The organism is Erwinia sp. OLFS4 (assembly GCF_002752165.1).
Taxonomy (GTDB): domain Bacteria; phylum Pseudomonadota; class Gammaproteobacteria; order Enterobacterales; family Enterobacteriaceae; genus Izhakiella.
The window spans coordinates 122,685-135,524 of sequence record NZ_MOMB01000002.1 but is presented as its reverse complement, the minus strand read 5'-3'; the positions used below and the strand labels follow the sequence as shown (position 1 = coordinate 135,524).

12 protein-coding genes and 1 pseudogene are annotated in these 12,840 nt (G+C 50.7%); 7 read left to right on the top strand and 6 right to left on the bottom strand.

Annotation, left to right across the window (positions count from 1 at the left end):
- A partial coding sequence (locus BL249_RS01435; RefSeq protein ID WP_158233081.1) for an ATP-binding protein occupies positions 1-180 on the top strand: 180 nt, incomplete at its 5' end.
- Between the two features lie 135 nt (positions 181-315).
- Here BL249_RS01435 and lrhA read toward each other — a convergent pair.
- A pseudogene (gene lrhA / locus BL249_RS01425) lies at positions 316-1,161 on the bottom strand (transcriptional regulator LrhA); the annotation flags it as partial.
- Between the two features lie 998 nt (positions 1,162-2,159).
- Here lrhA and BL249_RS01420 point away from each other — a divergent pair.
- Together BL249_RS01420 and yfbR are read left to right on the top strand one after the other, a co-directional pair.
- Entirely contained in the window at positions 2,160-3,374 is a 1,215-nt protein-coding gene (locus tag BL249_RS01420) for a pyridoxal phosphate-dependent aminotransferase (protein WP_099705075.1), read from the top strand.
- A gap of 62 nt (positions 3,375-3,436) precedes the next feature.
- Positions 3,437-4,036, top strand: coding sequence for a 5'-deoxynucleotidase (yfbR, locus tag BL249_RS01415; protein WP_099705076.1), 600 nt, complete (start codon positions 3,437-3,439; stop codon positions 4,034-4,036).
- A gap of 11 nt (positions 4,037-4,047) precedes the next feature.
- On the opposite strand, the gene BL249_RS01410 is transcribed toward yfbR, so the two are convergent.
- The 3 genes from BL249_RS01410 to yfbV form a co-directional block, all read right to left on the bottom strand.
- Positions 4,048-4,707 carry a sugar phosphatase gene (locus tag BL249_RS01410; RefSeq protein ID WP_099705077.1) on the bottom strand — a complete coding sequence of 220 codons (660 nt, stop codon included), beginning with the start codon at positions 4,705-4,707 and terminating at the stop codon, positions 4,048-4,050.
- Positions 4,708-4,720: 13 nt separating this feature from the next.
- Positions 4,721-5,218 (bottom strand): YfbU family protein, encoded by a 498-nt coding sequence (locus BL249_RS01405; protein ID WP_099705078.1) that lies wholly within the window; start codon positions 5,216-5,218, stop codon positions 4,721-4,723.
- A gap of 150 nt (positions 5,219-5,368) precedes the next feature.
- Positions 5,369-5,821 (bottom strand): terminus macrodomain insulation protein YfbV, encoded by a 453-nt coding sequence (yfbV, locus tag BL249_RS01400; RefSeq protein ID WP_099705079.1) that lies wholly within the window; start codon positions 5,819-5,821, stop codon positions 5,369-5,371.
- Between the two features lie 327 nt (positions 5,822-6,148).
- Between yfbV and ackA the strand changes: the two genes are divergently transcribed.
- On the top strand, positions 6,149-7,351 hold the full coding sequence (ackA, locus tag BL249_RS01395; protein WP_099705080.1) for an acetate kinase: 1,203 nt from the start codon (positions 6,149-6,151) through the stop codon (positions 7,349-7,351).
- Between the two features lie 69 nt (positions 7,352-7,420).
- Positions 7,421-9,574: a phosphate acetyltransferase gene (gene pta, locus BL249_RS01390; RefSeq protein ID WP_099705189.1), complete on the top strand. Its 2,154-nt coding sequence runs from the start codon at positions 7,421-7,423 to the stop codon at positions 9,572-9,574.
- A 71-nt stretch (positions 9,575-9,645) separates the two neighbouring features.
- Here the strand turns inward: pta and yfcD are convergent, their stop codons facing one another.
- Together yfcD and yfcF are read right to left on the bottom strand one after the other, a co-directional pair.
- On the bottom strand, positions 9,646-10,185 hold the full coding sequence (gene yfcD / locus BL249_RS01385; RefSeq protein WP_099705081.1) for an NUDIX hydrolase YfcD: 540 nt from the start codon (positions 10,183-10,185) through the stop codon (positions 9,646-9,648).
- A 164-nt stretch (positions 10,186-10,349) separates the two neighbouring features.
- The gene (gene yfcF / locus BL249_RS01380) at positions 10,350-10,991 is read right to left on the bottom strand and encodes a glutathione transferase (protein ID WP_099705082.1); all 642 of its coding nucleotides are present in this window, start codon (positions 10,989-10,991) and stop codon (positions 10,350-10,352) included.
- 184 nt (positions 10,992-11,175) lie between these two features.
- Here yfcF and BL249_RS01375 point away from each other — a divergent pair, with 184 nt between their 5' ends.
- Together BL249_RS01375 and BL249_RS01370 are read left to right on the top strand one after the other, a co-directional pair.
- Positions 11,176-11,841: a glutathione binding-like protein gene (locus tag BL249_RS01375; RefSeq protein WP_099705083.1), complete on the top strand. Its 666-nt coding sequence runs from the start codon at positions 11,176-11,178 to the stop codon at positions 11,839-11,841.
- A 77-nt stretch (positions 11,842-11,918) separates the two neighbouring features.
- Positions 11,919-12,812 (top strand): TIGR01777 family oxidoreductase, encoded by an 894-nt coding sequence (locus tag BL249_RS01370; protein WP_099705084.1) that lies wholly within the window; start codon positions 11,919-11,921, stop codon positions 12,810-12,812.
- The last annotated feature ends 28 nt before the right edge of the window (positions 12,813-12,840 follow it).

The following is a 12,840-nucleotide window of genomic DNA, read 5'->3' as shown; positions in this document are numbered from 1 at the left end:
CTGACCTCTAACCTGCCGTTCGGGCAGTGGGACCAGACGTTCGCCGGGGATGCAGCCCTGACATCGGCGATGCTGGACCGAATCTTACATCACTCACACGTAGTCCAGATAAAAGGAGAGAGCTATCGACTGAAGCAGAAACGAAAGGCCGGGGTTATAGCGGAAGCTGCTCCTGAGTAAACAAGGTGGATCAATATTAGACCGTTGGTGGTGACGGTAAGTGGATCACTTTTTACCCGTTGTTGACAGCTGGCCATAAGAGAACCTCAAAAGCCCGCATTATACATCAGATTCAACCAATTAGAGGCATCACCCATTAAAGATAGCCAGCGCCAGTTCATTTTCACTGTCAGGATTACGACACAGCAGATATTCCGTGTCCGGCAGTACCGGCAGACCTTCAGCCGCCCCCAGCACACGCAGCTCAGGACTCATCATTTCAACCGGCCGGGCGGTAACCCCAAGGCCGGCTTTCACCGCAGCTCGCACCGCTGCCAGCGTCGAGGCAACATAGGAAATACGCCACGGAATGCCGGCTTCGTTAAGATGATCAATCGCCATATCACGGTAAGGGCTGGGTTCATCCAGCAACACCAGCGGAATTGCCTCTCCCGGCTGAAAAATATAATCCGCAGCGCAATACCATAATGTTGGAGAAGTACGCAGCACCTGCCAGGCAAAGTTCATCGGGCTGGAGGTGGTTACCAGCAGATCCACTTCACCCTGGTTAAGCATTTCCATCATAAAAGGATTACGTTTTACCCGCACATCAATTGCCAGTTTGGGATACACCGACGTTACCCGATTAAGCAAAAAAGGCAGAATGGTGTCAGAAGTATCATCAGAGGCGCCGATGGTGAGAACGCCCTGGATATTGCTGTACATCAGTGACGTACAGGCTTCGTCGTTAAAACGCAAAATTTTTCGCGCATAACCTAAAAGTTGAATGCCATGCTCGGTCAGTAGTTTATTACGGCCATGCCGGGCAAAGAGTTCTTTTCCAACCAGCTGCTCAAGCCGCTGCATTTGCTGGCTGACGGCTGACTGGGTACGGCAAACCGCTGCTGCGGCGGCCGCAAAAGTATTTAAATCGGCCACCGCGACAAACGTGCGCAGCAGATCGAGGTCGAGATTTAGTATCGGACGATTTGCACTAGTCATGTTTTTGTTCACTTATAAGATTTTACATACAACTACCCTGGTGTTGTCATTCACAAAAAAGTCGTGAATGACGAGTACGTAATGATTACCTCACTGAATAATAAAGTCCGTGGAGTAAATTACGCTTTCAAGCTGACAGAAGTCACGATTTGACCAGGTACGCTGACAAATTGTCTGACGAAACTCCGGCAATTATCTGCTCTGTCTGATACATCACTAATGCCCGCGGCACTTACCCATAAGCTACAGAGTAGCCGCGTTGCTGTTACTCATTTTATCCGCAGATGTCTTAACGTCAGCTGACTGTACTCTGCATCATGTTAAAAAAACTGAAAAAATGAATTACCACAACGCTGTAATTACATCAGTTAATATTAAGCATCCATGAACAGTAGAGGTGTTAAAAAGCGTTTTTTTAACCACCTGGAGAGATTTCAAAAAGGTTATAATCTCTTCTGGCAACTATCCTGACATACTGTCGCGCGCTTTTTAAGCCCCCTGGACGTAATTCTTTTCACTAAAGTAAGATTTCATCGGCAAAGTCAGAAAAAGGCTCTTTACTGCTGTTGAAATTTATCAATTCGAACAATAACTAAACAAAAATTACATTTTATCGCATTTGTCCACGTTTTCCCGATCGGAAGCCAGAGACGCAAAAACAGCCGTTAAAGCCAGAATTATCTTAAGCCTCGTTTTACTGTTTCAATGTTCATCAATCCATATTTTTTAATCAATTTGTCTTTTAGTGCTAAATCCATTATGTCATCGGTAACCACCAACATTTTCTATTAACTCAAATCACCAACAGATAAATAAAAAGAAATGACTCTTGCTGGCAGGTTGTTTTACCCCATGATGAATGGCTAAAAAATCATCAACACAGAGACAAACGCGGCAAGGGAAGTCAATAACCTTCAAAAGTGACGACGAGAAGAGTACATTGGGCGGGAAACATTTTTCACGGCAGGAACGGAGTACTGCCAGCAAAGGCGAACACAATGATTACAATAGAAAAATCCACTAAGCTGGACAACGTGTGTTATGACATTCGCGGCCCGGTTCTGAAAGAAGCAAAACGTCTCGAAGAAGAAGGAAATAAAGTCCTCAAGCTCAATATCGGCAATCCGGCCCCCTTTGGTTTTGAAGCCCCCGATGAAATTCTGGTGGACGTCATTCGCAATCTTCCCAGCGCGCAGGGCTATTGCGATTCAAAAGGGCTTTATGCCGCGCGCAAAGCTATCGTCCAGCACTATCAGGCACAGGGCATGCGCGACCTTACCATTGAAGATGTATACATTGGTAACGGCGTATCCGAGCTGATTGTACAATCCATGCAGGCGCTGCTTAACAGCGGCGATGAAATGCTGGTTCCGGCCCCCGACTATCCGCTATGGACCGCTGCCATCTCCTTATCCGGCGGTAAAGCAGCGCATTATATTTGTGATGAATCTGCCGGCTGGTTTCCCGATCTGGACGATATTCGGAGCAAAATTACGCCACGTACCCGTGGGATTGTGGTGATTAACCCTAACAATCCAACCGGTGCCGTCTACAGCAAAGAACTGCTGATGGACATTGTGGCACTGGCCCGTGAACATAACCTGATCATTTTTGCCGACGAAATTTACGATAAAATTCTTTATGATGCCGCCCGCCATCATTGCATTGGTGCACTGGCACCGGATTTACTGACGGTAACTTTTAATGGGTTATCGAAAACCTATCGCGTTGCCGGCTTTCGCCAGGGCTGGATGGTCCTTAATGGCCCCAAAAAACACGCTAAAGGTTATATTGAAGGGCTGGAAATGCTGGCGTCAATGCGCCTGTGTGCCAATGTACCCGCGCAGCATGCCATTCAGACTGCCATTGGCGGTTATCAAAGCATCAGCGAATTTATTGTGCCCGGTGGACGGTTGTATGAACAGCGCCAGCGTGCCTGGGAACTGATCAATGACATTCCCGGGGTAAGCTGTGTCAAGCCCGACGGAGCGCTGTATATGTTCCCGCGCATTGATGCCAAAAAATTTAATCTCTTTGACGATCAAAAAATGGTGCTCGATTTTCTGCTACAGCAAAAAGTTCTGCTGGTACAGGGAACGGCATTTAACTGGCCATGGCCGGACCATGTGCGCATTGTGACACTGCCACGCGTTGATGATCTGGAGATGGCCATTACCAAGTTTGGCCGTTTTCTCGAAACTTATCGCCAGTAAATACTGATAAAACGACTGGCAGACGAATAGCTATCGCCTGCCAGCACTACCGGGAACTGCCCATGACGCAAAGCCATTTTTTCGCTCACCTGTCACGACTTAAATTAATCAATCGCTGGCCCCTGATGCGTAATGTGCGTACCGAAAACGTATCTGAACACAGCCTGCAGGTTGCCATGGTCGCCCATGCCCTGGCGGTGATTAAAAATCAAAAGTTTGGTGGCAATCTCAATGCCGAGCGAATTGCTATGCTGGCACTGTACCATGATGCCAGCGAGGTATTAACCGGCGATCTGCCCACCCCGGTGAAATACTACAACACCCGTATTGCCCATGAGTACAAGGAAATTGAGAAGATTGCCCGGCAGAAGCTGATCGAAATGCTGCCGGCTGAATTACAGGATGCTTACCGGACACTGCTTGACGATAACCTGCACAGTCCGGAGGAGAGCGCGATTGTCAAACAGGCCGATGCGTTATGCGCCTATCTGAAATGTCTTGAAGAACTCTCAGCCGGTAATAACGAATTTTCTCTGGCGAAAACCCGGCTGGAAAAAACCTTAAGACAGCGAAGCAGTGACGAAATGAACTGGTTTGTCACGGTTTTTGTCCCCAGCTTCAGCCTGTCGCTGGATGAAATATCACAGGATACCCCGTTGTAAACGCCATCTGATTAATGGCGACGATGCACGCTGATCCGGCCTTCACTGTCAAGGTTAATCACCATCTCTTCAAGAGAATTCAGCACTAAATCTATCGCTTCCAGCCGCTGGACATCAGCAGGCGGGTTAACCGCTACAACATGACAACCGGCGGCCAGACCGGACAAAATCCCGGCGCTGGCATCCTCGATCACCAGGCACTCTTCTGGTTCAAGCCCTAGTAGCTGAGCGCCGAGTAAATAAGGATCCGGCTCAGGTTTGCCCCGCTCTACCCGTTCTGCGGTAATAAACACTGCCGGCGTCGCCAGTCCGGCTGCCCGCAGCCGCGCGGTGGCAACAGGCATACTGCCTGAGGTGACAATTGCCCACGGAATCTGCAATTCATCGAGACGGCTTAATAGCTGATGCGCGCCGGGCAGGGCTATTATACCATCGGTATCTTCTGCCTCGCGTTTTTCCAGCTGTAAAAATTCCTGCTGGATCTGCGACTCGCTGGCCCCCTGCATAAAATGGCGCACCGAGGTAATGGCTTTTTTTCCATGAACAAAATTAACAATCGTGTTTGCATCGATACCCTGACGCGCCCCCCACTCGACCCAGGCCCGTTCTACCGCCGGCAATGAATCCACCAGGGTACCATCTAAATCAAATAAAAAACCGCTGCACTTCACACCACTTTCCTTCTCAGGCATTGAGGATTTGCGTAATTTCGTTGGCACTTAAATGATATTGCCGTGGACAAGCCTGCCACAGCGTTAACATCCGCTGATACTTTTGCCACATTGGCGTTTGCGCATTAAATCCATGCTGGCTGGCATCAAAATCCGGATAACGTCCTTCACTTTCCACCAGAAAGCGGACATATCCCAACAGCTGTCCCTCACTGGCGGCATCGAAGCCGAGGAAATTAAGCCGGCGCACATCAATATCCGTTTTCTCTTTCAGGTTGTTCCATGATACCTGAATCGCGTGATACATCTCCATGATATCAATAACGTTGCGACAAAGCGCTTCGCTCATCATTTCACCAAAATCATGCGCCAGTTCGGACAGTTGCAGTCCATAGCCGCACTCAACAATGGTCTGCAAACGACGATAGTGTGCCTCCTGCGCTGGCTCCAGCCGGGCCAGCAGACGGTATTGATTAGCGATTATTAAACGCTGGGCATGGGATATATCCACGATAAGCTCCTGTGAGATCATAAAAAATCGGCGTCTGACAATGCCGGCAGCATGGCACAGAGATTATGCAACAAGAATAATAAGATCACTTATATTTGACGTTGCGCAGGAAGACAAAAGATATTGTCTCCTGCACAACAAAGAATGGGATCAAAGATCGTCGAGAAAGGTTTTATCAAGCTGACGAAAAGCGCGCTTAAGGACATCCGCCAGCGCCTGGTATGTCGGACGTCCTTCCACCGGAGCCAGCGCCTGGCCAGACTCGGCCAGCTTATTACGCACCTGATTGAACCAGCGCAATAACACCGGTGGCAGTGGCGTCACGGAGCGCTTACCCAGCCACCATAATCCTTGTACAGGAAGGCTACAGGCAAACAGTGCCGTTGCCACCGCCGGACCTAACTCACCGCCAAGTGCAATCTGCCAGCAGAGGACAAACATCGCCAGCGGCGGCATAAACCTGATGGCAAAACGCGTCGACTTTATCACGCGATTTTCGGGAAATACGGGGGCAAGTTGTTTTTCAACAGGCCATGTTTTCATATAGTGCTGACCGCGCTGGAACAGCTTAAATCCGCTGACTGAACCGGAATCATTCGCCATCGCTGACCTCAACTTCATTTTTAAAAATTAAATAAAAACCACAACGGCACAACTTTACAGTACAATTTTCAAAATATTTTGTGTTTACAGGTAACTCTGGCTATGCTGAGCGCGCGTTCGTTCAGCTACACATACCGCAGCGATAACAGTGGCATAAGCCAGCGACGGTCAGTTTCAAAAAAAATGAGCATTTTTACTTTATTTTTTTAGAAAAAAACCGATTTTTATCGGTAGCATGACGCCAGTCATTAATGTAACAGTTTTCCTGGGCTACGCTGATAACCAGATTGATTTTTTTTTCGCCACTTTTGATAAATAGGTACTTCAATGTCGAGTAAGTTAGTATTGGTTCTGAACTGTGGTAGTTCTTCACTCAAGTTCGCAATCATCAATCCCGCTAACGGTGAAGAGTTCCTTTCCGGCCTTGCTGAGTGCTTCCACCTGCCTGAAGCACGTATTAAATGGAAAGCTAACGGCGACAAAGAAGAGGCCCTTCTCGGCGCCGGCGCCGCTCACAGCGAAGCCCTTGACTTTATCAGTCATCATATCCTGGCACAAAAACCGGCGCTTTTGGCACAAATCTCTGCCATCGGTCATCGTATTGTGCATGGTGGCGAAACGCTGACGCAGTCGGTGATTATTAGCGACGCAGTCATTCAGGCAATTAAAGACGCTTCCTCTTTTGCGCCGCTGCATAACCCAGCCCACCTGATTGGCATCGGTGAGGCAATGAAAAACTTCCCGCACCTTTCTGATAAAAACGTCGCCGTGTTCGATACGGCCTTCCATCAGACGATGCCAGAAGAGTCTTATCTCTATGCCCTGCCCTACAAACTGTATAAAGAGCACGGCATTCGCCGCTACGGCGCCCACGGAACCAGCCACTATTATGTGACCCAGCAGGCAGCACGCTATCTGAAAAAATCGGTCGGCACGCTAAACCTGATTACCTGCCACCTTGGCAACGGCGGTTCGGTTGCTGCTATCCGCAACGGCCAGTGCGTCGACACCTCAATGGGACTGACGCCGCTGGAAGGCCTGGTGATGGGAACCCGCAGCGGTGATATCGATCCGGCCATTATGTTCTATCTGCATGATGCCCTCGGCATGAGCGTCGACGCAATCAATAAATTACTGACCAGAGAGTCCGGATTGCTGGGCCTGACAGAAACAACCAGCGATTGTCGCTATGTTGAAGATAATTATGCACAAAAAGCAGATGCCAAACGAGCGATGGACGTATATTGCCATCGACTGGCAAAATATATTGGATCTTATAGTGCACTGATGGAAGGCCGTCTGGATGCCGTGATTTTCACCGGCGGTATCGGCGAAAATGCAGCAATGGTACGTGAGCTGACGCTGGCAAAACTTGGCCTGCTGGGCTGTGAAATCGATCACCAGCGTAATCTTGCCGCTCGCTTTGGTCAGGCCGGTTTTATTAACAAAGAGGGCAGTCGCCCGGCAATTGTTATTCCGACCAACGAAGAACTGGTTATCGCTCAGGACGCTGCGCGCCTGATCGCATAAGCATTTTGCCGCTATCCTTCTGTGGCGGCGCTGTTTCAGGCACGCAGTTATTCACCTGAGAGGTTTAGTGTGTCACGTACAATAATGTTAATACCGACCGGTACCAGTACCGGTATCACCAGCATCAGTCTCGGCGTTATCCGCGCAATGGAACGCAAAGGCGTGCGTCTGAGCGTTTTTAAACCTATTGCCCAGCCACGCAGCGGCGCAGACCATCCCGATCAAACCACCACGATCATTCGTAAAAACTCGTCTATTCCTGCCGCCGACCCGTTAACCATCAGCCATGTTGAATCACTGCTCAGCACTAACCAGCAGGATGTGCTGATGGAAGAGATCATCGCCCGTTTTCATGAAAATACCCGTGATGCAGAAGTGGTGCTGCTGGAAGGTCTGGTGCCTACCCGCAAACATCAGTTTGCTTCGTCACTTAACTATGAAATCGCCAAAACCCTGAACGCCGAAATTGTTTTCGTGATGTCACTGGGCAATGATTCACCGGCGGAACTGATGGAGCGCATTAAGCTGACGCAAAGCAGCTTTGGCGGCAGCAAAAACAAAAACATCACCGGGGTGATTATTAATAAGCTTAATGCCCCGGTAGATGAGCAGGGACGGACCCGTCCCGACCTGTCAGAAATTTTTGATGAGTCCACCAAAGCCAGCGTGGCCAACATCGACCCTAAGGTGCTATTTGCCAATAGCCCGTTACCGGTACTCGGCTGTGTTCCCTGGAGTTTTGATCTGATAGCCACACGCGCTATTGATATGTGCCGCCATCTGAATGCCAGAATTGTTAATGAAGGTGACATCGCCACCCGTCGCGTACGCTCCGTAACTTTCTGCGCACGCAGCCTGCCGCATATGCTGGAACACTTTCGACCGGGTTCCCTGCTGGTAACTTCTGCGGACCGACCGGACGTGCTGGTTGCCGCCGGGCTAGCCGCCATGAATGGTCTGGAGATCGGCGCAATTTTGCTCACCGGCGGTTATGAAATCGATGAGCCTATCCGTAAACTGTGTGAACGTGCTTTCCAGACCGGTCTGCCGGTGTTTATGGTCGAAACAAACACCTGGCAAACCTCGCTGAGTCTGCAAAGTTTTAATCTGGAAGTCCCGGCTGACGATACCCAACGGGTGGAAAAAATCCAGGAATACGTTGCCAGCTATATCAACGCAAGCTGGATTGAATCACTGACCGCCGAATCAGAACGCAGCCGTCGCTTATCACCGCCAGCTTTTCGCTATCAGCTCACCGAGCTGGCACGTAAAGCCGGTAAGCGCATTGTTCTGCCAGAAGGTGATGAACCCCGTACCGTTAAAGCCGCGTCTATCTGCGCTGAACGCGGTATCGCCACCTGCGTGCTGCTGGGCAATCCGCAGGAAATTAAGCGCGTGGCGGCGGCTCAGGGCGTGCAGCTGGGTAAAGGGGTTGAGATTATCGATCCGCTGGTTGCCCGTGAAAACTATGTCGCCCGGATGGTCGAATTACGTAAAAGCAAAGGTCTGACTGAAGTGGTAGCCCGCGAGCAGCTGGAAGATAACGTGGTGCTGGGAACGATGATGCTGGAGCGTGCAGAGGTCGATGGTCTGGTCTCGGGCGCGGTTCACACCACCGCGAATACCATTCGTCCACCGCTGCAACTGATCAAAACAGCGCCAAACAGTTCGCTGGTCTCTTCAGTCTTCTTTATGCTGCTGCCGGAACAGGTTCTGGTCTATGGCGACTGCGCCATTAACCCCGATCCCAATCCAGAACAGCTGGCTGAAATCGCTATTCAGTCTGCCGATTCAGCCAGCGCTTTCGGTATTGAACCGCGCGTTGCCATGATTTCCTATTCTACCGGTAATTCCGGTGCCGGTAGCGATGTTGAAAAAGTGCGCGAAGCAACCCGGCTGGCGCAGGCAAAACGTCCGGATCTGATTATTGACGGTCCGTTGCAATATGACGCGGCAATTATGGCCGATGTGGCCAAATCAAAGGCCCCGGACTCACCGGTTGCCGGTCGCGCAACGGTATTTATTTTCCCCGATCTGAATACCGGTAACACCACTTATAAAGCGGTGCAGCGCTCTGCCGACCTGATCTCCATCGGACCTATGCTGCAGGGCATGCGTAAGCCGGTTAACGACCTGTCACGCGGCGCCCTGGTTGATGATATTGTCTATACCATTGCGCTAACCGCCATCCAGGCCCAGCAGGCAGAAAGCCAGCAGCAGTAACGGCCCCAGGTGCTTTAATCGCTAAAAACGGCGCCCTGGTGCCCGTTTTTAGCGATGTCTTTCACCGCAGGTTATCCCGCCTGCTGCTGATTCAGCCTTTCAGCTTCACTGTAGCGACTAATCCATAAAGAGAGCGCCTTAAGTGAATCCGCAGTAAATTCATCGCAGCGCGCAGTAATTTCTTCCGGCGTCATCCAGTACACTTCCGCCACTTCTTCTTCCTGCATGGCAAAAGGCCCGTGAGAAACGCAGCTGAATAATCCCCCCCAGACACGACAATGTTGATCTTCAAAATAGAACACGCCATGCTCAGCGAAAGGCACATCAGCAATGCCCAGCTCCTCTTCTGCCTCACGTCGCGCTGAATCCAGCAGAACTTCACCACGCTGGACAACACCACCAGCGGTGGCATCCAGCATACCTGGCATAAAGTCCTTTGACTCTGTACGACGCTGAACCAGAATTTTTCCCATGCCATCGTGCACGACGATATAGGTTGCCCGATGACGCAAACACTGCGCCCGCATCTGGCTACGGCTGGCGTGTGCGATGACGTTATTCTCCTCATCAACGACGTCCACCCACTCCTCGCCCTGCTGTTGCTCCACCATCTGTCACCCTTTTTATTCCGTGTTAACTGCAGCGCGCAACCGGCGCAACAATTGATTGTGACCCTATTTTAACAAACTCAGCCTGCTGGCGCGCATCAGGATGCGTGCCACACAGCCTACTGGTTCAACCTAAGCGAATCAACCGGCAGATCGCAATGAAATCATCACCTTGTGCACGATGATTCCGCCAGCCATCGCTGTACGGAAGCGCGCTGCCATTGAAAATGAGCATATTCAGCCAGACGTGCCGGCACCTGGTCACCATGCAGTACCAGGCGATTAAGCATAATCGCGAGATCGGTATCAGCCAGTGACCATTCAGCAAACAGATTTTGCTGCGTCGCCGGCAGCAAGCGCGCAGCGACATCCATCAGCTTTTCTGCCGCCTGCTGGCCCGCCGCGCTCAAAGGGGCAAAACGTCCGGCAGCAAAGAGTACCTCCGTTGGTCGCTCCTGGCGTAACGCCTGCAGGTCGCTGCGCAACCATGCCTGCAGCTCGCGCGCTCGGGCGCGTTTCTCCTGGTCAGCGGGATAGAGACGCTCAAACCGCGGTGCGGCAAAGCGCTCTTCAAGATATTCGGCAATGGCTGAGGATTCCGACAGACAAAAATCATCGATTTGCAGCGTGGGGACCCGACGCGTCAGAGAAATAGCAGCATAGGGCTTCTCCTGCTGCTCAGCGCGCGCCAGATCAACAGGTTTCACTGAAAACGGCACGCCTTTTTCAGAGAGTGCCACATATACTGACATGACATAAGGACTAAAATAACGGCTATCGGACCACAGCGTCACAGTGGGGTAGTTCATTGTGATCTCTCATCAGCACCGCAAGTTAACGTACTCTTTGTTTACCGTCTTTCTGTAGCGATAGCAATCATTGTTCGGCAAGTGGTGGAATAAGTTTGCAGAGCACTTTCTACTTTTAACTGTCACCAAGTTGAACTATATTTTTATACGACAGTCTCATTGGGCTGAATTAACGGATAACTTCATGATAGAACTGTATTATTCCGCAACGCCAAACGGACAAAAAATCGCGCTTTTTTTGGAAGAAGCCGCAGTACCTTTTCGGGTTCATCAGATTGATCTGAATAAAGGTGAGCAATTTACAACGGAATTTCTTAACATCGCGCCTAACAATAAAATTCCGGCTATCGTTGATCATCAACCGGTGGACAGTGGCAAACCGGTCGCCTTATTTGAATCAGGGGCAATTCTGATATATCTGGCAGAAAAAACCGGTAAATTCCTCAGCGCAGAATGGCGTGAACGGGCTAATACCTTACAATGGTTATTCTGGCAGACTTCCGGCCTCGGTCCGGCATCCGGGCAAAATTACCACTTTAACCACGTGGCGCCACAAACTATTCCTTATGCCATCGAACGCTTTCAGACCGAAACGCATCGGTTATATAACGTACTTAACCACCAGCTGGAACAAAAGCAAAGTCCCTGGGTCGCCGGCGATCATTACAGTATTGCCGATATGGCAATCTGGCCGTGGATCAACCGCCATGAACAGCAGCGGATTGATCTGGCAAACTATCCGGCTATTCATAACTGGTTTACCCGTATTCAAATCCGCCCGGCAACACAACGCGTGATTAAACTGACGCGGGAGAACCAGCCCGGCGACAGTCAGTTCACGCCGTTCTGACAGCAAATCAGCTGACTTATTCTATCCTGATAGCAGGACATATTTTCATCTCAGGCGGCTGCAACAGGAGAATAACAGTGCATATTTTGCTCACGGGTGGAACAGGTTTAATCGGCAGTCATTTGATCCCACTATTGCTGGCCAAAGGCGATCAGGTCAGCGTGGTCACCCGTAATCCGATACAGGCCCGCCAGCGTCTGGATAAACGCGTCACGCTGTGGTCAGACTTACAGCAACACACCTCGCTGGATGGCATTGACGTGGTGATTAATCTGGCCGGTGAACCCATTGCCGCAAGACGCTGGAGCCAACGTCAAAAAACACGTCTGTGCCAGAGCCGCTGGCAAATTACTGCACATATTGCTGCGTTAATTAAAGCCAGCACCCGGCCACCTCAGCTGCTGATATCAGGTTCAGCCAGTGGTTTTTATGGTAATAGCGGTGACCTGGTGCTGACCGAAGAGGATGCGGGTCATCAGGAGTTCACCCACCAGCTGTGTGCACGCTGGGAAGCGCTGGCTGAACAAGCAGCCAGTGCACAGACCCGCGTTTGTCTGTTGCGAACCGGTGTTGTACTGGCAAAATCTGGTGGCGCACTGAGTAAAATGAAACTGCCATTCAGGCTTGGCTTAGGCGGCCCGCTTGGCAACGGCAGGCAATATCTGCCGTGGATTCATATTGATGATATGGTCAATGCCATTATGTGGTTAATCGACCAGCCTGCTGTCAGCGGGCCGGTAAATATGGTGGCACCTTATGGCGTAAGAAACGCTCAGTTTGCCGCTCTGCTCGGTCAGGCGATGCATCGCCCTGCGCTGGTGCGAATGCCGGCGGCAGCACTGCGTCTGCTAATGGGCGAATCTGCCATATTGCTGCTTGGCGGCCAGTATTTGCTGCCGAAAAAGCTCAACGACGCCGGGTTTATATTCCGCTTTCGCGAGCTGGCACCGGCGCTGGCCGATGTGGTGTAGCCGGTGTGCCCCTGCCCGCCGCCAGTAT

Bases quoted from the DNA above. Each gene is read 5' to 3' on its own strand.
- ackA (WP_099705080.1), top strand. From the start codon at position 6,149: ATGTCGAGTAAGTTAGTATTGGTTCTGAACTGTGGTAGTTCTTCACTC.
- yfcD (WP_099705081.1), bottom strand. From the start codon at position 10,185: ATGGTGGAGCAACAGCAGGGCGAGGAGTGGGTGGACGTCGTTGATGAG.
- yfcF (WP_099705082.1), bottom strand. From the start codon at position 10,991: ATGAACTACCCCACTGTGACGCTGTGGTCCGATAGCCGTTATTTTAGT.
- yfbR (WP_099705076.1), top strand. From the start codon at position 3,437: ATGACGCAAAGCCATTTTTTCGCTCACCTGTCACGACTTAAATTAATC.
- BL249_RS01375 (WP_099705083.1), top strand. From the start codon at position 11,176: ATGATAGAACTGTATTATTCCGCAACGCCAAACGGACAAAAAATCGCG.
- BL249_RS01420 (WP_099705075.1), top strand. From the start codon at position 2,160: ATGATTACAATAGAAAAATCCACTAAGCTGGACAACGTGTGTTATGAC.
- yfbV (WP_099705079.1), bottom strand. From the start codon at position 5,821: ATGGCGAATGATTCCGGTTCAGTCAGCGGATTTAAGCTGTTCCAGCGC.